Genomic DNA, 25,390 nt, shown 5'->3' on the forward strand with positions numbered 1-25,390 from the left:
TCGGGAGTTGGGAGTTGGGCAATTTAGTTATACCGACTGTTCTTCGCTTCTCCCTCCATAAAAACCGATCGCTTATTCCCAGGAATTTTCCAATCAGCGTTTTCACCACCAATAATTAATCGTTCGATCGTCACATAATCTTTGCTGAGTTGTTCCAGTGCGTTAATCAACACATCCAGCGCCAATGCATCACTGGTTCCCAAGTCAAACCAACAGCGCCCCCACACCCCCTGATACTCTAACTCGCTCATATTATGCATCAGAGCCATGAAGCTATGATCGGCTGCGTCTTGGTTATAGTCCATGTAGCTAATGTCTAAGCCAGTATCCTGAACTTGCAAATTTTCAGCATTGAACCCGCCCAGTTTTCCCAATAGAAACCAGGAATTAAAGACTTCTTCCACATACTGTTGCTCCATTGGAGAAGGGGCTGTACTGAACTCTAGCCAAATCCACAAATCAAAGAAATCACATTCACGAAACTCGACTTTCATAGTTCATCCCCACCGCGTCAGTGATTTGGTTCAGCTTATGCTCCTCTAGTTTACGCACTAGCCCTTGCAAAATGCGTTTCACCATCCATGGCCCTTCGTAAATCCAACCGGTATACACCTGGACTAGGCTTGCGCCAGCGATAATTTTCTCCCAAGCATCATCTGCGGTGAACACGCCGCCCACCCCAACGATCGGCAATCCTCCTTGGGTTTGCTGGTAAATAAACCGAATCACTTCCGTCGATCGCTGCCGTACGGGCGCACCGCTGATGCCGCCCGCTTCTGCGGTAACGGGTTGTCCGGTTGCAGCAATAATCTGAGTTTTCAAGCGATCGCGCCGAATGGTGGTGTTGGTGGCAATAATTCCTGCTAGGTGATAGGTTTGGGTGAGGTGGACGATCGCGGCAATGTCTTCCCAGTCCAGATCGGGGGCAATTTTGATCAACAGCGGCTTTTGGTTCTGATTCTCCTGCTGCAATCCCGACAAAATTGGTTCTAGTTGTTCCACCGCTTGCAGAGAGCGTAGACCTGGTGTGTTAGGTGACGAGACATTAATGACAAAATAATCGCCTAGTGATTTGAGTAGTCGAAAGCTGCCAACATAATCCTCTACAGCAGCTTCCAGGGGGGTGATCTTGGATTTACCCAAATTAATGCCAAGGGGAATGGAGGGGTGGGGGGCGATCGAATCGGTTGTTGATTCTGTCCCTGTTCGATCACGCAAGGCTTGTAGACGGGTAGCGAGGGCAGCGGCTCCCTGATTGTTAAAGCCCATGCGGTTAAGGGCGGCTCGATCGATCGGCAAACGAAACAGGCGTGGTTTCGGATTACCCGGTTGGGGATGAAAGGTGACGGTACCCAATTCCGCAAAGCCAAAACCAAAATCAGACCAAACACCAGCCGCTAGCCCATCTTTGTCGAACCCGGCCGCTAGCCCAACTGGATTTGAAAACTGGCAGCCCCACAAGGTTTGTGTCAATGCCGGATGCGTGAAACTGCACGATCGATGAATCTGTTGGCGCAGTAAGCGAACTAGCAGTAGCGGTTGAGCAGTGTCTAACCCTGATAGCCACTGCATAGTTTGTTGATGAAGTTGTTCTGCGTCAGCGTTGATAACCGAAAACAACAGCGGGCGAATTAGAGCGGTATAAATATCCAAGGATGGTGCTCAAACGAATAGTAATATTCAGTCCCTCATCTCTACTAGCCCTTATCCACTGACTCAGCCACAGCGGGAACTAGCTGTTCATTGCGTCCACGCCACCAAGCTAATAACGTGCTGGCGATGAAGATACTGGAATAGGCTCCCGCAATGAATCCGACAATAAGCGCTAGGGCAAAGAACTTGAGAGTATCTCCACCCAGTAGAAAAATAGCGACGAGCGGCAAGATAGTGGTGAGGGTGGTGTTGATGGAGCGGGCTAGGGTTTGATTAACGGCATCATCGACCGTATTCTCAATCGATCGATCCGGGTTAAGCTTGAGGTTTTCTCGGATGCGATCGTAGATGACGACTGTATCGTTCACCGAAAAGCCCACAATAGTCAGGAGTGATACTAAAAATAGGCTGTCTACCTCAATGCCGAGCAGCAAACCCAGAATAGCAAACACGCCAATGGTGACAAGCACATCATGCAGCAGTGCCACGATCGCAAACACAGCGTAGTCTGGCTGGAACCGAAAGCTGAGGTAGACCATGATGCCCACAAAGGAAACGATCAGAGCGATCAAGCCAGCAGACAAAATCTGTCGCCCCAGCGTAGGACCTACCGAATCAATCTGGGTTTGTTCAACGTCGAATGGGCCGATCGCTTCGTTAAGATCGGTTTGAAGTTGCGATCGCTGTTCGGGCGTCAAGTTGGTAGTACGAATTGAGAGTCCGTGTTCGTCCAGCACTTGAATGCTGCTATTCTCTAGGCCCTGTCTCGCTAAGACCTCTCGCACTTCACTAGCAGCAATTGGTTCGTCGCAGTTGCCCGGCTGAGTGCAGTCTAACTCCAATTGCAGGCGGGTTCCGCCCACAAATTCCAGGTTGGGTCGCAGCGGGGACCCAATTTGCTGCCAGGAGATCAGCATGGCTATTAACCCGATTAGGATAACGAAGGACGAGATCGCCCACCACAGCTTTCTCCGTCGAATAACTTGCAGTTTCATGATGATTTCTCGGTCTGAAGGGAAGCAGACAACTTAGGACTGAATAGAGACGGTTTCCGTAAGGCTGGAAATCCCAGAACAAACAACAGCAGCGTGCGGCTACAGGTAAGCGCTGTAAACATACTGACCACAATTCCAACGGCTAGCGTGACTGCAAAGCCTTTGACCAGTCCAACCCCTAACCAAATCAAAGCACCGCAGGCAATCAAGGTCGTTAGGTTGCCATCTAAAATACTGGAGAAGGCGCGGTAAAATCCAGCTTCGACCGATCGATACAGGGTTTTGCCCGCCTGTAATTCTTCGCGGGTACGTTCAAAAATTAACACATTGGCGTCTACGGCCATGCCAATGCTGAGAATGAATCCGGCGATGCCAGGGAGCGTGATCACCACCCCCAAAATATTGAACAGGGCCAGCGTGAACAGAGCATATAACATCAGGGAAATATCGGCGATTAAACCGGGGAGGCGGTAATACACCACCATGAAGATCAACACCAGCACCAGTCCCGCTAGACCCGCATAGATACTGCGGCGGATGCTGTCTTGTCCTAACGTAGCGCCAACGGTGCGGTTTTCGATAATTTCGACGGGAACTGGCAACGCTCCACCGCGTAACTGAATGGCTAAATCTGCTGCTTCTTGAGTAGTGAACTGGCCAGAAATGGTGGCTTGTCCGCCGGTAATTCCAGTTTCAGCGTAGCGGACATCAACCGTGGGCGCACTCAGCAGGCGATCGTCAAGGAAAATCCCCAGCGTTCGGCCGGTTCCTGCTACGTTTTTGGTAATTTCAGCAAACTTCTCGCCGCCTTCATTGTTAAAGGATAGATTCACGCTCCAGGTGCCACTGCTAGCATCATAGGATTCACGAGCATCCTGCAACATATCTCCCGTTAGCCCGGTTTTGTCAAACAGAGCGGCAATGGCTGCTTCACGGGTTTGCAAGGCCTGTTGGTTGGCTTCAATCGCCTCTGTATCCCCGCTTGCTGCCAGCCTTTGCGCTTCAGACTCAAATTGCGATCGCAGGTTCAATTCCACCGGAAGTTGAGCTTCGGTGCCACGCCGTTGTTCTCGAAAGTCAAGCTGGGCCGTACCGCCCAATACTCGTTCAGCCTGGGCTGGATCACTGACCCCCGGCAGTTGAATAATCAACTGATCTTGCCCTGCCGTTTGCACTTGGGCTTCCGACACCCCAAGACCATTGACCCGATTTTCGATCACACTTTGAACCGCTGCCAGTTTATCGGGGGTAATGGTTGGTACGGCTTCAGTAGGTTTGACCTGAAGCGTCAGTTGAGAGCCGCCCCGCAAATCTAGCCCCAGTTGAAGGGGAACCGTGACCAGCACGGCGATCGCCCCGATTGCCAAAATCAAAATTAGTGCAATGAGTGAACGTTGTCTGCCCATAGTTGTAGCCGCTGCAACAAACGCTATGATAGCGAGATTTGCCCCTAAGTGATGAGAGCAACCGCCGGATTCTCTCAGAAACCAGCCCGACTAATTTTATTCGTTCATATTTTTATAGGTTGCTACGGCTGATGGAGAAACGCGATTAAGATATCGGAAAATCCAATACTTAAAAATAGTGTCTAAAATCACTGGAAATGTAGCAATAAACAAAAAGATAAAATCTCGGTTAGCAGGCAGTCCAAAATGGCGAGAGACACCTTCTAGTAGGACTTCCCAACCATGAGGCGAGTGGAACCCCACAAACATATCGGTAAATAAAATAATTACAAATGCCTTGGCGCTATCACTGAGTCCATAGATCATTTGATCCATAAAGGACTTCAGGACTTCGATCTCCTTGCGGCTACTGATCAGCACTAGAAAAAATGCTAACAACCCAAAAATATCGGAAAAGACATTTTTGATGGCATCTCCGCTAATTTCTCGAAACTCTTCTTGAAGTTCTCTGGCTTTTTCTCGCACTTGTTCATTAATTTCCGCGTCCGATTGTGGTTCTGCTTCACCAATTAAAATTTTAAACCGCAAGCGTTGCTCAAATTTTTGTAGTTCTGCCAATGCTTCCTCCTCCATTTCATCATTCAGGAAGATTCTGACCTGAGGAGCATCTCTGCGAAATTGATCAATCAGCGGGCCGACCACAAAACTCTTCGTAATCTGCTGGGTTAGCAATGGAATAATAATTAAAAACAACACCAGCCGCATCGAAATAATCGTTCTAGCCTTCGATCGACGAAAATCTCGAACTACTTCTTGCTCCGCATCTGGGTCTAATTCGCGTTTAATTCGATCGACAGTTTCTAAAATTGATCGCGGCAGTACTCCCGTTTTGTCGGTAATCGATCGCGCATCTTTGCGAGTATTGGGATCATCCAACAAGGCATCTTTGACGCCAGTCAGTTGTGTTTTCGATCGAGGATTACCATAGTTTCGAGTAGCCTCTCGTTCGTCACTAGCTCGAACTAACGATGCCCCATTTGTCCCGTTAGATTGATTGGCATCCGCTATGACAATGACAGAGGTTGGATTTGGATCTCGCGATTCATATCGACTCAAGATTTCATCAATAAACCGCAACTTTTTTAAGATAGCGGCTGGCCGATCGATAACATTAATGCGCTGTAACTCGGCTGAATCCTCTAGCTGTACCTCCGTAATAGATTGATTGGACAACCGCACGATCGTGCGACTAGCCCGAAATTCTGTCATCCTCAACTTAATAATATCTAAATTCTTTTTAAGCTCAGATTGAAAATAATTTTGAGTCGTGCGGCCATAGCGCTTAGAATCAGGAAAAATTCGCTCGCCATTGAAATAGGAATCTTCTAAATTCTTGATAGCAAGAGCTGCTTCATAAGCTTCATTCAATGCCCGTTCCGGTGTCCTTAGAAGCCATCGATTAGCTGTGCGAACATAGCCTTTGATTGAACTAAAAATGGTGCTTCTCATCGCTATCAAGAATCATAATAGGGTTGATTCGTCCTGTTTCGATTCTGCATAAAACGATCGATTTTTGCAATTGATTGCTAATGTGACTCTACTGTAATCAAGGCTCAAGACGGGTTGAGGTTTCTTCACGGTGATCCTGACTAAAGATGAAGTTTCAGAAGGGTATTGTGGAACGGCTTGAACAAAACGACAGCCTGCCGTCTCAACCGTTGCTTAAGTAGCAATTTCAGCGTCGATCATCAGTAGCAAAATCCAAACCAAAGAAACAGTGCAGGGAATGAGTTTAAATGTAACGTGTATCCTATCAAATCTACCAAAGCCCCCTTCGTGTCTTGCGACTCTATTTGGATCGTTGGAACCACGCGCAGTGGTAAAACCAATCGCCTAATCCAGCAGCTTCAACACTGGGCAGCGACCAATGTCACTAGCCAACCTCGTCTATTCTCCTCGTTTCTGGTATTCGCGGCGACGGGTGATAATCGCTTGGAGCTAGACGATCGCATTGTCACAGCCACCCAAGGACAGTGTCGCTTCATTTCTGCCACGCCGTTAGGGTTCTTTCAGGATGAGGTGCTGTTATTTCTGCCACTGCTAGCTCGTCGATTAAATTTGAAAGTGCCGTTTCCGCTGCGATTGCGCCCTGAAACCGAGCAGGAATTGGCGACCAATTTGTGGCGATCGCTATTGGATCAAGGCAGGTTACGACTAGAAGGTGTGAGTGACTATTTTGTCGTTCGTCGAGCGCTAGACCTGTTGCAACTAGCGGCGGCCAGTGGCACTCCCCACGAAGACATTCCTCTAATCTTGAAGCAAGGATTAACGGAACCAGAGGGGGCAGCAGATGTATGGACAGAAATGGGGGAAGCCGTGGCGCAATGGCTACGCTGGTGTTTGGAGCGGGGATTTCTCACCTATGGTATTATCACTGAACTCTATTGGCGTTATCTGTTACCTGATCCCACCTATCAGCAGCACTTAAAACGTCGCTATCACGGAATTCTCGCCGACGATGTAGACGAATATCCAGCCGTTGCTAGCAAGCTCTTTGAGTTTTTCTTCGATCAACAGATGCCGATCGCGCTTACCTATAACCCCCAGGGCGGCGTGCGAGTCGGACTAGGAGCCGATCCAGTGGCCCTCAACTTAGCTGATCGCTGTGCCCAAGTCGAAACACTGCCCGCTCCTCCTAGCTTGGGAGCACAGTGGGGAACAATGCTGGTGAATTACTTGAATGAACCAATGGTGTTGCCACCGCTGCCTGACTCGATTCAAGCAATTTTGACAACCTCTAGAGCCGAATTGCTCCGGCAAACCGCCGATGTGATTATTAATGCTGTACAAACTCAGCAAGCCCTTCCCCAAGATATTGCCATCATTACCCCTGGGATGGATGCGATTACTCGTTATACCCTGCGCGAAATTCTGAGTAATCGCGGCATTTCTCTATTTTTGCTTAATGATCAAAGCCCACTCATCAGTGCGCCCTTGGTGCGGGCACTGCTAACTCTGCTGGCGTTAGTGTATCCGGGCTTAGGACGGTTGCTCAACCGCGAAGCTGTTGCCGAGATGTTGGTGTTGCTGAGTCAAGTTCCCAGACAAACGGTAGACGCAGAGGAATTTGTCGCGGCGATCGCCCCAAAAATCGATCCTGTGCGGGCCGGGCTATTGATGGATCATTGCTTTGTGCCTGATCCTGAGCAGCCACATTTACTACCCGTGACGGCATTTCCCCGCTGGGACCGATTGGGACACCAAGCCACTCAAGCCTACGAAACTATTTTGCAGTGGCTAGAGGCACAGAAACAGCAGCAGCAACAACGATTAATTCCTAGCCCGGTTGTGTTGCTCGATCGCGCCATTCAACAGTTCCTCTATGGCGGTAGCCACTTACCCTATCACCAACTGGCAGTTTTACGAGAACTGATGGAGACCGCACAGCACTATTGGGAGGTGGACACTCGACTACACCAACATGCCCGCTCTGGCACTGTACCGTCTGTGTCTGTAGGGCAATTCATTCAACTGCTGCAAGACGGAACGATCACCGCTGACCCGTATCCTGTCCGATCGCCGATCGCTCGCCAGTCTGTCACGCTGTCCACTATCTATCAATATCGCAGCAATCGCCAATTCCACCGCTGGCAATTTTGGCTCGATGCAGGTTCTCCCTTTTGGCTTACAGGCGGCAGTGGCTTATTTGGTTCCTCCTTGTTTTTGCGAGAGTGGTCGGGGCGTCCGTGGTCAGTAGCCGATACCCTAGCGGCCGATCAACGCCGACTAGAACGACAGGTGCTCGATCTATTGGGCCGCGCCACCGAAAAGGTATTTCTTTGCTATAGCGAATTAGCCACCAACGGACAGGAACAAACGGGCGTGTTGTTGCCATTGGTGAATGCAGCGGTTCCAGTGGCGATTGAAGTGAGGAAGTAGGGAATGGGGAACGGGGATAAAAGTAACTCTTAACTCCTAATCTGCAACCTCCACCCCTTCACCTAAGCAGAGGATGGAGAAGCGGGAAATCGTCTGTTAATCTACCCATGTAACAGGCTGTTCACAACTCAATCCATGCGCTCCCAGGTTTTGCCTCTTCCATCTTCGCTAATTCAATTGACTCAGCGGCTCTATCAACAGAGCTTTCGATCGTTCTTCCAGTTTCGGCGGTGGCGATGGATGGGGTTGGCAATTGGTTGTTTAGTTTGGGTTAGCGGTTTTTCTGGGCTGGCTCCGGCGGCGTGGGGGCAGTTATCGCTGCCAGATTCGTCTGTACCCACCCCCGGACTGCCTCCGCGGGTAGAACGGCTTGGCTCTCTGGAAACGGCTCCTGTAAGGTTTGAAAATCGTGATTTGTTTCGAGTAACGGCGGTGACAGTGCCCGATCGCGCTAATCCAGAAGGACAAATTTTGGTGGAGGCTAGGGCGGCTCAGATTGAGGCTAACTTACGGCAGGTGCTGACCAAAGATCCAACCTGGAATTTGGATAGTGGCCGCGAATACTTTACCCTGTATGATCCAGACACGCTGCGGGTAGATGTGGCGACTTTAAATGGACAGACGGTGCTGACTGTTACAGATGCCTATCGATTGCAGCCACTTGAACTGCTGACGGTGACGCCGTTGGATGCGCGCTACTACGGATTAACCGTCGAGGAACTGGCGCAACAGTGGCAGCAATTGCTGCAACAGCGGTTAACACGGGCGTTGGAAGCTCGTAAACCAGACGTAATTACTCAACAGTTGCAACAAGCGATTCGGGTCGCAGTAGGAGTACTGGTGATCAGTGCATTGCTGTTGTTGTTGCAAAAGCTGTTCACTGTCAGAAGTCGAGCACTGAAGCGGCAATTGGCAGTTGAAACAGCCAAGTCTCGAACTCAAACTCAATCCTCGGAACCTGCTTCTCGTGCGACCCATCGCCTTGATTTCATTACCGCTATTCAACAGCAATTTCCCATTGAAAAACGACTGGCGATCGTTTCTCTGTTGCGCTGGCTCCTGTTTTGGGGGCAAGTATCGGTTTGGTTTGTAGGCATCAGTTGGATTTTACATATCTTTTCGTCTACCGAAGCCCTAGCAGAGAACTTGCTGCGGTTGCCGATCGCGCTACTGCTAGTGTGGTTTGTGCTGGGATTAGTAAATCGCTTGGGCGATATTCTGATTACCCGTGTCTCTAGGGCTTGGCAAAACAACGATCTATTCACATTTGAGGATGCTCAACGCCGATCGCTGCGCATTTCCACGATTTTGCGATCGACTAAAGGGTTCAAAACGTTTGTCCTCTATGCTTTGGGGATTGGTGGACTGCTGAGTTATGTAGGGGTGCCGATCGGCTCTGTGCTTACCTTAGGGGCTGTTGTGGCGCTGGCTGTCTCACTGGCGTCTCAAAGTTTGATCAAAGACTTAGTTAACGGATTCTTGATTCTCTGCGAAGACCAATATGCGATCGGAGATTGGATTGCCGTTGGCACTGTAGACGGGTTGGTGGAAAATATGAACTTGCGCATCACTCAAATTCGCACGGTGGAAGGGCGGTTGATCACAATTCCCAATAGCCTGATCTCGCAGGTGGAAAACTTAACGCGCAACTGGTCTCGCACCGATTTTATGATTACCGTCGCTTACAACACGGATATTAAGCTGGCGTTGGATGTGATCAAGCAAGTTGCTCACGCAATGTACGACGATCCCAAATGGCAACCGCATTTGTTAAAACCACCAGAGGTGGTGGGTGTGGAATCCATTTCCCATGAAGGACAAACCATCCGTGTCTGGATTGATACCCAACCGCTGCAACAATGGCGGGCAGGGCGCGAGTTTCGGCTCCGAGTGCGCATTGCGCTTGAAGAAAGTAATATTGACATCGGAATGCCGCAGCAAGTAATTTGGCATCGTCAGCAGAACGATCGAAATTCTTCCTCAGAGGCAGATGTATGGACCCCAGCAAGCCACACCGAAAGTGTTAATGGCAAAGAACTCAAGGAAAACGCACAGTAGTTGCTCTAGTTACCTAGTTACGATTCATGGCAGACACCCCCTTTAGCAGCATCACCAATCCGCTCGCTAAAATCATGATTGCCAACATGCCAGCCAGCCAATCTATCCAACCGATCGGTTCCATAACGATTCTCTCCCTGAAACTCTCCTGAAACCAGCAGTCCTGAAGCAAGCTTACCTTAAATAACCCGTGAGGGAGCACCAACCAACCCGCTCGATCGAATCTTGACACTCATTCCCCACTTCAGTCCGACCAAAACTAGCGGTAGACTGATGAAAGTGTAGATTTTTGAAGTTTAGGTTGCGATAGCTTTACTACGGTTTATGGCCTTATCCCAACATTCCTCTCTGTCTCAGCAAAACAATGCTCGCACTGTGGGGCGACGCTATCAGTCATTGATTTTGATGCTGATCGTCACAATCACATTAATGGGAGGAGTTGCCAGTCGCTTGGTCTACCTGCAACTGCTGCAAGGAGAGCGCAATCGGCAACTGGCTGACGATAACCGAATTCGGCTCATTCCTCGGCAACCCGAACGGGGTAGAATTCTCGATCGCAAAGGTCGGACCTTAGCAGGCAGTCGGCTGTCTCATGCGGTGTTTCTTTGGCCGATCGCCAATCCTAAAGAGCGCTGGGTCGAGATTTTACCGGAACTGTCGCAAATTCTCAATATTCCCCTCGAAGAAATTCAAGATCGGCTAGAGCAAGCGGGGTACAATTCGCCAGTGCGGGTGCGGGTGGCGCGTAGCATCAGTCCGGCTCAAGTCACTGCCTTAGCAGAATTTGGTCAAATCTTCAAAGGAGTGCAGGTAGAAGCAGAAGCCGTGCGCAATTACCCCTATGGAGATTTGGGGGCACATGTACTGGGCTATACCGGAGAAATGAATGATGAAGATTTGAAAGCGCGCGCTAGCGAAGGCTATCGATTAGGGGATGTTATTGGGCAAATGGGGGTGGAGGCTGCGTTTGAGTCGCAACTACGAGGAGAATGGGGCGGACAACAAGTAGAAGTAGATGGCATTGGACAAGTGTTGCGGGTGCTGGAGGAAAAACCAACTCAAGCTGGCGAGGATGTGCAGTTGACGATCGATCTCGATTTGCAACGGGCGGTAGAGCGGGCATTGGGCAATCGTAAAGGAGCAATCGTGGCAATGAACCCCAACAACGGGGAAATTTTAGCGATGGTCAGCCGTCCCACATTTGATCCCAATTTATTCTCAACCTACATTACAGATGCCCAATGGCAACAGCTTCAAAACCAGGATTTTCCCTTTGTGAATCGAGCGCTGCAAGGCTATCCACCTGCCAGTACCTTTAAGATTGTAACAACCACAGCGGCGATCGAGTCGGGGGCATTTCCCAGCGAAACGGTCTTACCGACCTTTCCATTTATTGAAGTTGGCGGCATTCAGTTTTGGGACTGGAACCGCGCCGGATTTGGCCCGCTTGACTTTCGCGGAGCGATGGCCTGGAGCAGTGACACCTTTTTCTACCAAACAGCCCTGAGCATGGGTGAAGCCCCCCTGATTGCCTGGACGAAGCGTTATGGATTTGGGCAGAAGACAGGAATTGAAATTGCCGGCGAAGAAGCGTCAGGACTGGTTCCCGATGCCACCTGGAAAAAGGCAGAACTGCAAGAAGATTGGTATGCCGGAGACAGCGTAAATATGTCGATCGGGCAGGGCTACTTACAGTCTTCTCCGTTGCAAGTGGCGGTCATGTTTGCGGTGGCGGCCAATGGAGGCGATCGGGTTAAACCCCACCTGTTGATGGGCAACCAAGAGGCTCGGGAATGGCGTCAGCCGTTGGGAATTTCACCTGCAACGATCGGCATTCTTCAGGATGGGTTGCGGCAGGTGATTACAGGTGGTACAGGACAAGCGCTGAATGTCCCTACGTTGCCTCCCCTAGCTGGAAAAAGCGGCACGGCTGAAGACCCACCGCGCTTATCTCATGCTTGGTTCGGAGCCTATGGCCCCATCAGTAAGCCAGAGATTGTCGTAGTGGCCTTTGCTGAGAATTCTGGCGGCGGCGGGGGTAAGGTAGCGGCTCCAATGGTGCGCCAGGTGCTAGAAACCTACTTTAACGGCACCGTGTCTACGGAATCGGCTGCACCTGAAGAAGTGATCAGTGACTAGGAGATAGAGATTGGGAATTGAGTGCTTTCATCTAGCTCGATCGAGGTTTCTTGAAGCTCCTTAAGCATACTAGAGCATCACATCGCTAGTATGGGTTGGAGCCGGATCAGGCGGGGGAGCCGGAGTGGATTTCACGGTAGATGCTAAATATTTGCGATTCTGTTCGCGGAGTTTGGCGTCTTCGTCGTCATAGAAAAACGATAGCAGCGCAAACCGTCGCCCTTGGGTTACGGGCGTTACCTCATGTAATAGGGAACAGGAGAAGATGATTGCTTCTCCCACGTCTGGACGATAAAGCTGAGTGCCATATTCTGGAAACCATAAACAGCCACCTTCATAGCCTGTGTTCAAGTTGAGGGTCATCGCAAAGCGACGATGGGCAGTTCCTCGCGTGGTGTTATCGCGGTGACGATTGAAAAACCCTTGATTGTGGGCTTCATAGCAAGCCACAACATGCCGTTCAAAGCGGGTGATCTCAAACTGAAAGGCTTTTTTAATTTCAGGACTAATTCGTCTCAATACAAATGTGTTGATCTGTTCTAGCAACGCTGTATCTCGGATTAATACATCTCGGCGTTTTTTGAAGTTCTCGTCTAGAATAGCGACGGTTTTGCCCTCCACTTCGCGCATAAATCCCGATTCTTCGCCGCCAGTAAACTCATAGTGATCAATCAACCTCTGACACAGCGATCGATCGACGGCATGAGGGATAGTTAAAATCGGAGCCTGACGAGCCGCCATACACGGTGGATCAAATTCAGGAAGCTGCTGAAGAAATGCCATCACTCGATCGACAAACTCATCTCCCTGGGGATCTTCCACAGGAAATACTTGCAGAACACGCAGATTGCGATCGAGCACAAAAACAGTAGGGGTATAGTAAACAGCTTCTTGGTCTAGCTCGCAAACGCCAAAGCGCTGACTAATTTCCTGATTAAAATCCCACAAAAACTTGCAGTAGGTGGGATATTCAATCGCGTCTTTTAGATGAACATCGTCAGGGTCGATGCTGACGCCAAAGAACGGAATATTGAAAGCGGCAAATTGTGCCTGATATTGACAAAACTCCTGAACCAATCGGGCCGATCGGGGAACTCTGGAACTGCCGAAGAAAAACAGCACCACTCGATGTCCCCCTACTGTATCAAAGTGATAGGACGCATTCGATGTAGAAGGAAGGGTAAACCAGGGGATGGGATCTCCCGTCGTGAACCGTGCCATGATGGTTAAAGCCGTTGAATTAATTTACTCAGTTCTCCTTGGCGATTGCCACTGCTAATTGCACCCATCACATTCCCAAAAATATGCGGAGCCGCCAATACTCCTCCTAAATGCGCACGCCATTTGCTCCACGACGAAAACGCTCTGGACAGGGGCAGCACATGCCAAAACCGATTGATCGAACAAACCATCTCTTCACCAAGCGCTGTCACCTCATGCCACCATCCAGATGGCAAAAATAGAATTTCTTTAGGATACAGCGTAATTTCTTGGGCGTAGGGTATGGCGTGCTGAAACTTGGGAAATGCTTCCAAATCGGGTCGCTCTGGATAGACTTGACTATACACGGCTCGCAACTTCAAGCCATGGTACAAATGCTTGATCACAGGAAACGGATAGAGATTATAAAGCTGTGAAGGTGGGAACAACAAGATTTTCTTAGCGCCATGTAGTTGCACCAGCGTTCCATCCATAGGGTCATAGTGTAGACAAGACGTATGTCCACCCAGACCCACCCATAGGTTAAGCGCAGTTGCCGGCAGCCGCAAACCCAACTGATTTTCTGCTTGCGTAAGATTTGGCAACTGAGATAAGGGAGTTTGTTGCAGTGAACACCTAGCTAAGTAGAGATCCTGATCCCGCACCGTCCCATTCCGTAACCTGTCAGCATACTCCGAAAAGGAGAGCGTGATTGCCGGAACACCGCTGCCCGAACTTGTCCACTGGCGCTTATCTTGCTGATATCGATCGCGTCCATACTGTCGCACCGGGAACGGTTGGTCGCCAAGCTGCTGACACAAGTAATCCAGATTCCAGTCTGGCTCAGCATCTAATAGCCCGGTAATAATGACTGGTATACCAGGCTTTTGATAGTGCTGAAAAAACTCCGCTGCCGTCAGAGATGCCCCTGAAACTCGCTGAACAATTGCGTTGGTAGAGGTCCCAGAATTGGATAGAGAGGCCGTCTTAGGTGAGGAATGGGTAGATGAGGAGATAGCAGATCGGCTTCGCATGAGTATAACTAGAGGAAGGCACTGTTCAAGTGGTTCTCGATCGCCAACCATAGCGATTGAAGAAGAGGAAATCAAGAGATAAGCGGGAGGTTTTCGGGAGGGTGACTAACACGGTCGGCTAGGTCTTCTCGATCGCTGCTTGCTGTGTATCTGACTTTGCGGGACAACAAACCTTTTCTACACATCGAACAAAAATTTCTACCCCTATGCTCAAGGCAGTTTCATCAAAATCGAAGCGGGGGTGGTGATGGGGATAAGCTAGCCCTTTATTGAGATTAGCTGACCCCAAGAAGAAATAGCAGCCGGGTACTTCTTGCAAAAAGAAAGACATATCCTCACCGCCCATCGTTTGACAATCGGGAACGATACCAGCCGGTGTTTCAATCACCGTTTCTGCCACCGATCGCACCAAATTGGCAATGTGCTGATCGTTAATCACCGGGGGATAGAGTTTGCAGTACTCCAAGTGATAGCGCGCTCCGTGACTTTGACAAATTCCTGCAATTACGGCTTCAATGCGCTGCTTAAAAAAGTCACTGAGGCTGGGGTCAAAATAGCGCACGGTTCCCTTCAGTTCGGCACGATCGGGAATGACATTGTGGGCATGACCCGCATGGAGTGATCCCACCGTTACCACCGCCGATTGCAGTGGATTAACATTACGAGACACAATGGTTTGCAGGGCATTAACAATTTGGGCACTGACCACGATGGAATCAATGGTTTGATGCGGCATCGCTCCATGCCCGCCTTTGCCCTGAATTATACAATCAAAGGTTTCCACCGCTGCCATCAGCGCACCTTCGCAAATTCCTACCGTACCCAAGGGCAAATTATTCCACAGGTGCAGCCCAATAATTGCATTGACATCAGGATTGCGCAGTACGCCCTCTGCGATCATGGGTTGAGCGCCACCAGGCCCCTCTTCAGCGGGCTGAAAGATGATTTTTACCGTACCCGTAAAGTCTGGTTGATGCACTAAATGGTGGGCTAGGTAATAGGCTGTACCCAAAGCAATGGCAGTATGTCCATCGTGACCACAGGCGTGCATTAACCCCGGATGCTGCGATCGATAAGGTACGTCATTTTCTTCCTGTACAGGCAGTGCATCCATATCAGCACGGATGGCCAACACGGGCCCCGGTTTGCCGCTGGCGATCGTGGCCACAATTCCGGTTTGTGCAATTCCAGTTTGATGGGGAATTTGCCACTGCTGCAATTTTTGTGCAACAAATTTGGCTGTGAGGTGCTCTTGAAACCCAAGCTCTGGTTTTTGATGCAGCGATCGTCGCCACTGCACTAACTCTGACTGGAGGGCTTGAATATCCGATCGTACAGAGGAATGTTCAGAAAAGAGAGATAAAGGAGTTGAAACCATTTTAGAAATACGTTTAAGAACTTCGTGTAGAACGCCAGAGTTAAACCGCGGTGTGTAGCAATGTCACATCAATATCTTCAATATCATCTTCAATATCTTCGTGCTTCCTTGCAATTTGTCCCAACCGAGCATCGATCGCCCAGCCATTACCGATCCAGAGCAGCTACTTCTGTTGCCTGCGGTTTGTAGCAATTCTTCAAGCAAACACAGGTGACTTTGGTTCATGAGTCTGATCAATCTGCTAAGACACTAGTCCTGTATCTTCTACCGTATCGCTTTCTTGCCGATGCCGTGGCGGGTGGCGTTGCCATTTGTCATACATTGGTCACAGATTAAAGATCTTTGCATGGACAAAGATAACGAGCATTAGCTACAGTTACAAATTCCTCATGATGCCGGTTGCGACAATCTCCTATCGAAGTCGCGGCGTGAATGACAAGTCCTCTCACGGTTGGCTCTCCGCTATGAAGGGTCTCATTTTTTAGTGCTCTGCCGCCTGACTCTGGGAGGTTTGGTAACCATAAGTCATAGGTCAGCTCTGGAACAAAGGTTAAGATGGCTGTAGATAATCCCCTGCAAGGCAAGAGTGTAAAGCATATGCTTTTCAGCCTGGAATGAATGACGACTTCAGGAAGACGGCTTCAGGAAATAGTAATGGTGTCAACGAAAGTCAAATTGTGGACAGTAGACGACTATCACCGCATGGTCGAAACTGGGATTTTGACGGAGGGCGATCGAGTTGAGCTATTAGAAGGGCAAATTATCGAGATGAATCCGCAACTGCCACCCCATGCGGCAACCACTCAACGTGCCTTTCGCTACCTGGATCGACTGCTGGAAACTGTTGCTTATGTGCGGATGCAATTACCTGTAACATTGCAACCTAGATCAGAACCTGAACCGGATATTGCAGTTGTTCATATTGATGCCAATGAATATGGCGATCACCATCCCACACCGAATGAGATTTTTCTGATTATCGAAGTTGCAGATTCTACCTTGCTGGGCGATCGTCAGCAAAAAGCCCCCATCTACGCCAAAGCAGGAATTCCTGATTACTGGATTTTGGATGTCAACACTCGGCAGGTTTACGTTTTTCGAGAACCAACCCAAGCGGGCTATCAGCAGCAAGAAACTGTCCTGGCTGTAAATATGTTGCTTGCCCCCGTTGCGTTTCCTAACATTGCCATTTCACTCAATCAACTTTTTCTCCAAAATCTACCCTAGACAATCATCGTGACAGCCGTGATGCGTAACCGTGACAGTTCCCCTGACCAAATAAACAATCACTGCCATACTTGCAACAGCGGACCTCCCCGAAAGCAGGTATGAAGCATTTTTTAAAAACTTTCTTAAACTTAAAAACGTAGAAGACGCACTCTGGCTAGTCTAGGAAACAGCCAACTCTTCTGTCCTTTGAATTCTTTGTCTATGCTCAATCTACTTCCATGCCTAACACCTTCACCAGAAAGGCATAGCGATCGCTAATTTCCTCAATCACTTTAGCAGTGGGTTTTCCGGCCCCATGTCCAGCTTTGGTGTCAATGCGGATTAGTACTAATGCCCATCTTCGGTGACAAAGCCATTGAGCAGCCAGTCCTTGTGATCGGGACGCTCGTAGATCAGCACATCCTCAGCTTGGGGTGTGCCCAGCCGATGAAAATAAATTTTTGGAAACAGGTTAATATCTTCAAACTGAGTCGTTTCGCTGGGTTCGTCATAGCGAGAATAGAAGAACCCTTGTCCATCTGGTGTCCAAGACGCTCCTGAGAATTTGCTCCATTTCAGCAGATCGGGCAAATCCTCTCCCGTTTCTACGTTTCGCACTTTCCAGTCTTTCCAATCAGACCCCGATGCTGACAGCGCGTAAGCCATTCGTTTAGCATCTTTGCTAATTGACAATCCCGTCAGGGCAATCGTGCCATCATCCGACAGCGTATTAGGGTCAAGCAGCAGGCGCGGTTCTGCCTCTAGGCTGGGCAGGGTGTACAGCACACTCTGATTTTGTAATCCATCGTTTTTAAAGTAAAAGTAGCGATCGTGCTTTTTGAAGGGAGTGCCGTACTTCTCATAGTTCCAAAGCTGAGTGATGCGCTGCTTTAAGGTGTCGCGAATCGGTAGTTGTTGCAGGTAGCTAAACGTTACTTGATTTTGAGCTTCAATCCAGGCTTGTGTCGCCTCCGAGTTAGGATCTTCCAGCCAGCGATACGGATCAGGCACCAGCGTGCCGTGATAATTATCAACGTGGTCGATCGCGCGCGTTTCAGGGTAAACCAATGGGTTAGGCAAAGGCTCAAGCTCAGGCATGATCAAACGCATTCAAGGGGCATCTTCAATCTACCTTGCTCTGTAGCAATCTGGTAATTCGTTTCTCGAGCAGGATTTCTATCCGCTTCTCATCCATCCCACCTTTTCACTGTTTCATCCCCTCTAAAACTTTGCACTAGTGGTACCACTTTAAAGAAACGGTAAATACGGTCAATGTTCGGATGACGCAGCCGCCGCATTTCAGTAAATTTAATCACATCAGCCGACGAAAAACACGCAATAATAATTCAACAGTGCTGTTCTCATTTCTTCTCGCTGTCTGGCTTTTAGACGCATGGTAGTGAAAAGATTGGTTGTTGACTCTATGTCGCTGTATTCAATGTAACTGCATCAACTCTCTTGGCTTGTAACATAGAAGTCGATCGGCTGAGTCCTCTTAAACACCCCGCCCCGCTCTGACGGTTCCTTAGCGCCCTACCGCCCCACCTACCTAGATTCGTCTAGGCTCCATTGCCGCTAAGCCTCAAGTCGTTCATTTCCTTAACTCAAACCACAGCGCTTGAAGGGTGAGAGGGTTCTTTGCGGACTGTCCATTTGTGGACTGTTCATTTCGTCTCGTTAACCTTAGATATTTACTCAATTTACAACGCTTATGTCTTTCAAACGTGCTCTCGCATCTATCGGCCTAGTGGTTGGAACAGCTTTCACGTTAACCACGGCTCCTGCACAAGCAGCAAAACTTACCCCGGCTCAGTTGGGTTTGCCTGTACTATCCAATCAAGCACCAGTAGGTAATGGGTTAAGCAGTCCCAAAGCCTCGTTTCCATACTACACTTCAACCTTCTCGCCCTCACAGTCGTTACGGGTTAGGTTCAGCATTCTGACTCCTGAAGGGCTGGGTAGCCGAGGCATGGGAATGTCAAGTTTTGGCTACACTGTGATTGGCAGTGACGGCAAAGCTACGTTTCAATCCATCTTCTCGGAAACTAGGCCTTATGATCCTAATGCTAGCGCCAAGGGGAATGATTGGCTTGGAAGCTGTGGTAAGGCGATTACGGGTGCTTGTGAGGTGACAATTACCTTTGAAGCGAATAAAACCTACCAATTGTCCTTACTATCAAAGGGAATTAGTACTTACGGAGTTGGTGTCCTAAACTCCTATACGTTTGATACGGCGTCTGACCAGTTCTATAAAAATGGCACGGTTGCTGGGCACAAACAACCGTTTACAACGGTTTCTCAGCCAGGCGCATTGTTCATTGGCATGGAAGACGGCGAGTACAAGAAGTCTGGCAACAATTTTTACTATGACTATCAAGATTGGGTTGTGAAGGCAGAAGCTGTACCAGAACCAGCTACGTTGCTGGGTTTGGGTGCAGTAGCAGGTGGAATGCTGGTAGCGCGTCGTCGTAAGGCTGCTCCGTCAGTTTAATTAATTGCGCAAAATGTAGGAGCGATTTGCTGCCCCCTAGTCTCAACGATTAAAAAAGCCTTCTAGTTACTGCTAGAGGGCTTTTCAGAATTAAAGATTAAAGAAAGGTGTGGGACGTCGCCTTGGCTAAACACTTTGGCTAAGCTTTGGCTAAGCAGCGGTAGGGAACGATTGAGCCGACAACACCGATCGATAAAATCGTTGTAGTTGCCGAGTGGCTGCTGCCCATCCCCATTTTTCCGCCTCCAGTCGGGCATTGTGCCGCAGGGTAGCTCGTGCTTCAGAATTGCTCAACAGGCGTTGTGTGGCTGCAATCGCCCCATTTTCATCTTGTGGATCAAATAGGTAGCCATTGACGCCATCGGTGACAATATCGGGAATACCACCTGCATTCGCGGCAATCACCGGACAACCCGCGGCCATGGCTTCTAAGAGGACTAATCCCAACGTTTCTGTGCGCGATGGAAAGATAAAGGCATCGGCAGAGGCAAACGCAGCGGCTAAATCTTTGCCAGTTAAATAGCCCACAAAATGCGTTGGGGTATCGGCGAAATGTTTTTCCAGTTCCTGTCGGTGTGGCCCATCGCCAACAAGAGCTAAACGGGCATCGGGAATGGCTTTCAAAACTGGCTTGATTCGATCGATTTCTTTCTCTGCCGAGAGTCGCCCGACGTACAGCAGAATTGGACTTTCTGGTGAACCTTGGGATAAGTGCGATCGCACCGCTTGGCTAGCTAAATCGGGTTGAAACAACTCGGTATCGACCCCCTTTTGCCACACCTCTACCCGCTCAATGCCATGGGAGGTCAAGGCCTCCTGCATAGCAGTGGAGGTACACAAATTTAACTGCGCCTGGTTATGCATCATTTTCAGCAGTTCCCACAGTACGCCTTCTAACATGCCCAAACCGTAGTGTTCTAGGTATTTTGGCAAATGAGTGTGATAGGACGCTAGCAGCGGCACATCCAGTGATTTGGCGTAGTATAGTCCCCCTAGTCCTAGAACGGCTGGATTGACAATATGAATAAGCTCCGGCTGAAACTCTTCGAGGACTTGCCGCAAGGATGGACGTGGCAGTGCCAGCTTCAATTCTGGATACAGGGGTAACGGAAACCCAGGAATGCCGCAAATTTTTGCCCCTTTGTATTCGCGTAGCCCTCCATCTGGTGAAACAACCAACACCTGATCGCCAAGTCGCTGAAGATGATCGACCGTATGACTGAGGCGCGTGACGATGCCGTCAACTTTAGGCAAGAAAGTTTCGGTAAAGAGGGCAATTCGCATAAAGGGAACAGAAATTGAACGTTGAGAATCGATCGCCAAACAGAACTTATCCCCGCCATTTCACCTTGGGCAGGATTTCTTTCTCATCAACCCGATGCTTGTACTTAATCGCAAAGTTGAGCAGCGAGTCAAGTAGAGAATCTGAGAGATAATGAGGCTGCAACCCGAGGCTAAGCAGGCTAGTATTTTTGGCGTTGAAGTAGTGCTCTTCTTTTTCAACGCGGGGATTTTCCAGGTGATTGATTTCAATGTTTAGCCCCATTGACGTTCCAGCTTTTTTCACCATAAGCGCCAGATCGCCAACACTAAACATCTCGGTGAATTGGTTAAAGACGCGGAATTCGCCTGCCTCGGCTGGATTGGCGATCGCAATCTCAATGCATCGCACGGTGTCACGAATATCCAAGAAGCCGCGAGTTTGTCCGCCTTTGCCATACACCGTCAGCGGATGTCCGATTGCCGCTTGAATGCAGAAGCGATTAAGGGCTGTACCAAAAACGCCGTCATAATCAAGGCGGTTGATCAGCAACTCATCCATGCCTGTTTCTTCAGTCAGCACCCCGTAAACCACCCCTTGGTTGAGGTCAGTAGCGCGTAATCCCCAAATTTTGCAGGCAAAGTGGATGTTGTGGGAATCGTGTACCTTGCTGAGGTGATAGAAAGAACCGGGTTGCTTGGGGTAGGGCAGCGTATCTTTGCGCCCATTGTGCTCGATCGTAATATAACCTTCTTCAATATCGATATTAGGCGTACCGTATTCGCCCATCGTGCCCAGTTTTACCAAATGGCAGTTGGGGAAGTGCTCGTGCATGGCGTAGAGCAAGTTCAGCGTTCCCACCACGTTATTGACCTGAGTCAGAACCGCATGCTCGCGATCGATCATCGAGAAGGGGGCCGATCGCTGTTCTCCAAAATGCACCACGGCTTCCGGCTCAAATTTGAGCATGGCATCTTTAAGAAACTCGTAGTTATTGATATCTCCGATGAAGAGATCGATGGTTTTGCCCGTCAGGTCTTGCCAACGCTGGATTCGAGTCTGGATCGGTGCAATGGGAGTGAGCGTCTCAATACACAACTCCATATCCCAATGTCGCCGTACTAAGTTGTCTAAAATACCGACTTCGTAACCCCGATTGGACAAGTAGAGCGCGGTTGCCCAACCGCAGTAACCATCGCCACCAATAACTAGGACTTTCATGCTGAACTGATCCGAACGAGTTGATCTGCTTACTGATACTCGCTAAATCTATCAGACTTGTGTACCTTCTTGAGCATTTTGAGAAAGCAATTCTGCAATTTTTAAGTTGGAATTCATTGTTAATCATCTGAATCATACCGATCATCATCAGCAACGTGCAATTCCACACGCTGGGCTTTCAACTTATGAAATAAAGTAAGACTGGTCGTCTCATGTGCAATCGTTTAGCTCTCCATGAAAACTTTTCCATCTCCGGAAGCGCTGCGGCGGTTTCCCTTTGGGCTGGCAGATGTTGCTGTCATTCTGGGGACATTGGTTCTACTGGCATTAATCGCTCGAATTGGAGCAGGGACATTAGTCAGCTTTTATCCCCCGGATGTTGTGCCTGCGGTTGATCTGAATCCGCGTAATTTACCGTATTATGCGGGGCGATCGACCTTACGCATGTTCATTGCCCTGTTTTTCTCTACAGTGTTCACGTTGGTTTATGGGTATATTGCTGCCAATAGTCGCCGCGCTGAACGGGTGATGATCCCGCTGTTAGACATTTTGCAATCGGTTCCAGTTTTGGGGTTTCTCTCGATTACTGTGACTGGCTTCATTGCCTTGTTTCCCGGTAGCTTGCTGGGGCTAGAAGCAGCTTCGATTTTTGCCATCTTCACTAGCCAAGTTTGGAATATGACCTTCTCGTTTTATCAGTCCTTACGAACAGTTCCTAAGGAATTAGATGAAGCGGCAACGCTCTATCAACTATCGCGCTGGCAACGGTTTACGAAATTGGACGTTCCATCAGCCACGATCGGGCTACTGTGGAATGCCATGATGAGCTTTGGCGGAGGTTGGTTTTTCGTGGCAGCCAGTGAAGCGATCAGTGTATTGAATCAGGAGTATACGTTGCCGGGGATTGGCTCTTATGTAGCGGCAGCGATCGTCGCTGAAAATTTGCCCGCCCTGGGCTGGGCACTGCTCACCATTGCGATTGTCATTGTGCTAGTGGATCAACTTTTTTGGCGGCCTCTCATTGCTTGGTCGGATAAGTTTCGCATGGAGCAAAGCGCTTCAGCAGAAGCCCCAGAATCTTGGGTATATGACCTGTTGCAAGCAGCACGGATTCCTCGGATGCTAGGCAAGGCACTCACGCCAACAAGGGAAGCGGTTAATCGAGTGTTGTCTCGGCTCACTCTCCCTAAATCCACTTTCAAGGTTGATGTGGATCAAGAACAGCGGGGCGATCGTCTTTATAACGTTATCTTGCTAATCATTATTGGTATCCTGGTTGCTTGGGCATTACACTTCATCCTAACCACAGTTGGCATAGGTGAAGTGTTCAAAACCTTTTGGCTGGGACTGCTCACGCTGTTGCGGGTGACAGTACTTCTGTTGTTCGCCACCGTAATTTGGACACCTATCGGCGTAGCAATTGGGTTTAACCCCAAACTGGCACGAACGCTGCAACCGGTGGTGCAGTTTCTCGCCTCTTTCCCTGCCAACTTCATTTTTCCCTTCGCCACTTTGTTTTTTATTCGCACCAACATCAGCATTGAGTGGGGCAGCATTTTATTGATGGCACTGGGTGCCCAATGGTACATTCTCTTTAACTCGATCGCTGGTGCACAGAGTATTCCCACTGATCTGCGCGAAATGGCAGATGATATCGGTTTAAAGGGCTGGCAACGCTGGAGAAAGCTGATTATTCCGGGCATCTTTTCCGCGTGGGTGACGGGAGGCGTTACCGCAAGTGGTGGCGCTTGGAACGCTAGCATTGTCTCGGAAATTGTTGCCTGGGGACAAACGACGCTGGTAGCTACCGGATTAGGCGCTTACATTGCGGAAGCTACAACCGTTGGCGATTGGCCCCGAATTACCCTTGGTATCGGCATGATGAGTCTATTTGTGGTGGGGTTAAACCGTTTGTTGTGGCGACGACTCTATCAACTTGCCGAAACAAAATATCATCTGTAGCGTTGGTTCTGCTTAGACCTTAGTAGTTACGATTTGTATCTAATCCATAAACTGCTCTGCGAGGTTGGATCTCTATGGCTGCCGCTCCAAATATTCTGATTACGGTGGAAAATATTCATAAGCGGTTTCCTTTACCGGATGGAAAAGGAGAGTTCACAGTTTTAAGTGATGTGAGTTTCACCGTGCGATCGGGCGAGGTCGTTGCTTTACTTGGACGCAGCGGCAGTGGCAAAAGCACACTTCTCCGGATCATGGCAGGGCTGATTCCTCCAAGCCAAGGTCAGGTTTTTAGTAACGGCAAACCCCTACGCGGCGCTAATCATGATGTGGCGATGGTGTTTCAAAGCTTTGCCTTGCTACCCTGGTTAACCGTTCAGGAAAATGTGGAATTAGGGCTAGAAGCACGAGGGGTTCAGCGAGATGAACGCCGACAGCGTGCTCTGAAAGCGATTGATATTGTGGGATTAGATGGATTTGAGAGTGCCTATCCGAAAGAGCTTTCGGGGGGTATGAAGCAGCGAGTTGGCTTTGCCCGCGCCTTTGTGTTAGAACCCCAAGTTCTCTTCATGGATGAACCCTTCAGTGCCCTCGATGTCCTGACTTCGGAAAACCTACGGGGGGAAATTGACGATCTCTGGAATGCAAAAGCCTTTCCATCTAAAAGTATTCTGATTGTCACTCACAACATTGAAGAAGCTGTATTTCTGGCCGATCGCATTGTGATCTTAGGCTCCAATCCAGGGCGTATCCGAGGTGAAGTCGTCATTGATCTGCCTCGTCCTCACGATCGCACCACTCCCCGCTTCGCTTCACTAGTTGATTATATCTATACCGTAATGACCAATCCTGAAATTGAAGTAACTGGGAAAGTTGCGACTACAACACCCGTGTTAGCTGTACCATCTCCCTATGCCAAAGCGCTACCTCATGTGCGTGTCGGGGGAATCAGCGGTTTGTTAGAACTGATTGTTGATCAGCCAGAAGGAACAGATGATATTCCTCGATTAGCAGAACGGCTTCAGCTTGCAGTCGATGATCTGTTACCGATTCTGGATGCGGCTGTTTTGCTAGGATTTGCTGAAATCTCTCAAGGAGATGTGCGACTTACAAAGGTTGGGCAAGACTTTGCCACAACCACCATTCTGCGCAGCAAAGATCTTTTTCGTCAGCAAGCCCTAACTCATGTTCCCGTTTTAAACAGCATCGTCCAGACCTTGCGAGAGAAGCGTAGCGGTTCTATGCGGGCAGATTTCTTTTTAGATTTATGGGATGAACATTTTCCCCATGAAGAAGCCGAGCGCCAGTTTGCCACAGCGGTAGACTGGGGGCGCTATGCCGAGTTGTTTGAGTACGATGCTAGTGAGGAACGATTGTACTTACCTGAAGCTAACCCGAATCTAGAAAAACCTGTTTCCCTGGGTAGGGGTGAAGACAATTAACACAA

General features: G+C 49.2%; 21 protein-coding genes and 1 pseudogene. 8 read left to right on the top strand and 14 right to left on the bottom strand.

The genetic code is table 11. The features are described 5' to 3' along the window. Nucleotides 1-23: 23 nt before the first annotated feature. From OXH18_RS07580 to OXH18_RS07600, 5 genes are all read right to left on the bottom strand, one after another. Nucleotides 24-494, bottom strand: coding sequence for a DUF3531 family protein (locus OXH18_RS07580; RefSeq protein WP_268611883.1), 471 nt, complete (start codon nt 492-494; stop codon nt 24-26). Continuing rightward, on the bottom strand, nt 475-1,653 hold the full coding sequence (locus OXH18_RS07585; RefSeq protein ID WP_268611884.1) for a quinone-dependent dihydroorotate dehydrogenase: 1,179 nt from the start codon (nt 1,651-1,653) through the stop codon (nt 475-477). Before OXH18_RS07585 ends, OXH18_RS07580 begins: the two co-directional genes overlap by 20 nt. A gap of 44 nt (nt 1,654-1,697) precedes the next feature. Continuing rightward, the gene (secF, locus tag OXH18_RS07590) at nt 1,698-2,648 is read right to left on the bottom strand and encodes a protein translocase subunit SecF (protein WP_268611885.1); all 951 of its coding nucleotides are present in this window, start codon (nt 2,646-2,648) and stop codon (nt 1,698-1,700) included. Then, nucleotides 2,645-4,054, bottom strand: a complete 1,410-nt coding sequence (gene secD / locus OXH18_RS07595; protein WP_268611886.1) for a protein translocase subunit SecD — start codon at nt 4,052-4,054, stop codon at nt 2,645-2,647. Before secD ends, secF begins: the two co-directional genes overlap by 4 nt. 96 nt (nt 4,055-4,150) lie before the next feature. Beyond that, a complete protein-coding gene (locus OXH18_RS07600; RefSeq protein WP_268611887.1) occupies nt 4,151-5,563 on the bottom strand; it encodes a proton extrusion protein PcxA in 1,413 nt (470 codons plus the stop codon). A gap of 327 nt (nt 5,564-5,890) precedes the next feature. On the opposite strand from OXH18_RS07600, the gene OXH18_RS07605 reads away from it, so the two are divergent. Then, on the top strand, nt 5,891-7,993 hold the full coding sequence (locus tag OXH18_RS07605; RefSeq protein WP_268611888.1) for a recombinase family protein: 2,103 nt from the start codon (nt 5,891-5,893) through the stop codon (nt 7,991-7,993). A gap of 150 nt (nt 7,994-8,143) precedes the next feature. Next, nucleotides 8,144-10,051 carry a mechanosensitive ion channel family protein gene (locus tag OXH18_RS07610; RefSeq protein ID WP_268611889.1) on the top strand — a complete coding sequence of 636 codons (1,908 nt, stop codon included), beginning with the start codon at nt 8,144-8,146 and terminating at the stop codon, nt 10,049-10,051. Between the two features lie 13 nt (nt 10,052-10,064). Here OXH18_RS07610 and OXH18_RS25305 read toward each other — a convergent pair whose 3' ends face one another. Beyond that, entirely contained in the window at nt 10,065-10,175 is a 111-nt protein-coding gene (locus OXH18_RS25305; protein WP_315874637.1) for an NAD synthetase, read from the bottom strand. 200 nt (nt 10,176-10,375) lie between these two features. Between OXH18_RS25305 and mrdA the strand changes: the two genes are divergently transcribed. Continuing rightward, entirely contained in the window at nt 10,376-12,190 is a 1,815-nt protein-coding gene (gene mrdA, locus OXH18_RS07615) for a penicillin-binding protein 2 (RefSeq protein ID WP_268611890.1), read from the top strand. A 69-nt stretch (nt 12,191-12,259) separates the two neighbouring features. Here mrdA and OXH18_RS07620 read toward each other — a convergent pair whose 3' ends face one another. The 4 genes from OXH18_RS07620 to OXH18_RS25470 form a co-directional block, all read right to left on the bottom strand. Continuing rightward, nucleotides 12,260-13,411 (bottom strand): redoxin domain-containing protein, encoded by a 1,152-nt coding sequence (locus OXH18_RS07620; RefSeq protein WP_268611891.1) that lies wholly within the window; start codon nt 13,409-13,411, stop codon nt 12,260-12,262. Nucleotides 13,412-13,416: 5 nt separating this feature from the next. Further along, entirely contained in the window at nt 13,417-14,424 is a 1,008-nt protein-coding gene (locus OXH18_RS07625) for a cupin-like domain-containing protein (protein ID WP_268611892.1), read from the bottom strand. Nucleotides 14,425-14,542: 118 nt separating this feature from the next. Continuing rightward, complete coding sequence (locus tag OXH18_RS07630; RefSeq protein ID WP_268611893.1) at nt 14,543-15,802, bottom strand: M20 metallopeptidase family protein; 1,260 nt, start codon at nt 15,800-15,802, stop codon at nt 14,543-14,545. Between the two features lie 40 nt (nt 15,803-15,842). Next, entirely contained in the window at nt 15,843-15,965 is a 123-nt protein-coding gene (locus OXH18_RS25470) for a nucleotidyltransferase domain-containing protein (protein WP_390904387.1), read from the bottom strand. A 47-nt stretch (nt 15,966-16,012) separates the two neighbouring features. Here OXH18_RS25470 and OXH18_RS07635 point away from each other — a divergent pair, with 47 nt between their 5' ends. Then, nucleotides 16,013-16,138 (top strand): hypothetical protein, encoded by a 126-nt coding sequence (locus OXH18_RS07635; protein ID WP_268611895.1) that lies wholly within the window; start codon nt 16,013-16,015, stop codon nt 16,136-16,138. Nucleotides 16,139-16,456: 318 nt separating this feature from the next. Further along, nucleotides 16,457-17,029, top strand: a complete 573-nt coding sequence (locus OXH18_RS07640; RefSeq protein ID WP_268611896.1) for a Uma2 family endonuclease — start codon at nt 16,457-16,459, stop codon at nt 17,027-17,029. A 208-nt stretch (nt 17,030-17,237) separates the two neighbouring features. Here OXH18_RS07640 and OXH18_RS25475 read toward each other — a convergent pair whose 3' ends face one another. Then, the gene (locus OXH18_RS25475; RefSeq protein WP_390904388.1) at nt 17,238-17,399 is read right to left on the bottom strand and encodes a prolyl oligopeptidase family serine peptidase; all 162 of its coding nucleotides are present in this window, start codon (nt 17,397-17,399) and stop codon (nt 17,238-17,240) included. Further along, nucleotides 17,366-18,109 (bottom strand): annotated as a pseudogene (locus OXH18_RS07645) (S9 family peptidase); the annotation flags it as partial. The pseudogene OXH18_RS07645 and the gene OXH18_RS25475, both read right to left, overlap by 34 nt. A 613-nt stretch (nt 18,110-18,722) precedes the next feature. On the opposite strand from OXH18_RS07645, the gene OXH18_RS07650 reads away from it, so the two are divergent. Continuing rightward, entirely contained in the window at nt 18,723-19,502 is a 780-nt protein-coding gene (locus OXH18_RS07650) for a PEP-CTERM sorting domain-containing protein (protein WP_268611897.1), read from the top strand. A 150-nt stretch (nt 19,503-19,652) separates the two neighbouring features. Here OXH18_RS07650 and OXH18_RS07655 read toward each other — a convergent pair whose 3' ends face one another. Together OXH18_RS07655 and OXH18_RS07660 are read right to left on the bottom strand one after the other, a co-directional pair. Next, nucleotides 19,653-20,786, bottom strand: a complete 1,134-nt coding sequence (locus OXH18_RS07655) for a glycosyltransferase family 4 protein (RefSeq protein ID WP_268611898.1) — start codon at nt 20,784-20,786, stop codon at nt 19,653-19,655. Nucleotides 20,787-20,832: 46 nt separating this feature from the next. Then, nucleotides 20,833-21,984 carry an NAD-dependent epimerase/dehydratase family protein gene (locus OXH18_RS07660; protein ID WP_268611900.1) on the bottom strand — a complete coding sequence of 384 codons (1,152 nt, stop codon included), beginning with the start codon at nt 21,982-21,984 and terminating at the stop codon, nt 20,833-20,835. A gap of 234 nt (nt 21,985-22,218) precedes the next feature. Here OXH18_RS07660 and OXH18_RS07665 point away from each other — a divergent pair, with 234 nt between their 5' ends. Then, nucleotides 22,219-23,946: an ABC transporter permease gene (locus OXH18_RS07665; RefSeq protein ID WP_268611901.1), complete on the top strand. Its 1,728-nt coding sequence runs from the start codon at nt 22,219-22,221 to the stop codon at nt 23,944-23,946. A 74-nt stretch (nt 23,947-24,020) separates the two neighbouring features. Further along, a complete protein-coding gene (locus OXH18_RS07670; RefSeq protein WP_268611902.1) occupies nt 24,021-25,385 on the top strand; it encodes an ABC transporter ATP-binding protein in 1,365 nt (454 codons plus the stop codon). Nucleotides 25,386-25,390 lie beyond the last annotated feature (5 nt).

Source organism: Thermocoleostomius sinensis A174 (assembly GCF_026802175.1).
Taxonomy (GTDB): Bacteria; Cyanobacteriota; Cyanobacteriia; order Elainellales; family Elainellaceae; genus Thermocoleostomius; species Thermocoleostomius sinensis.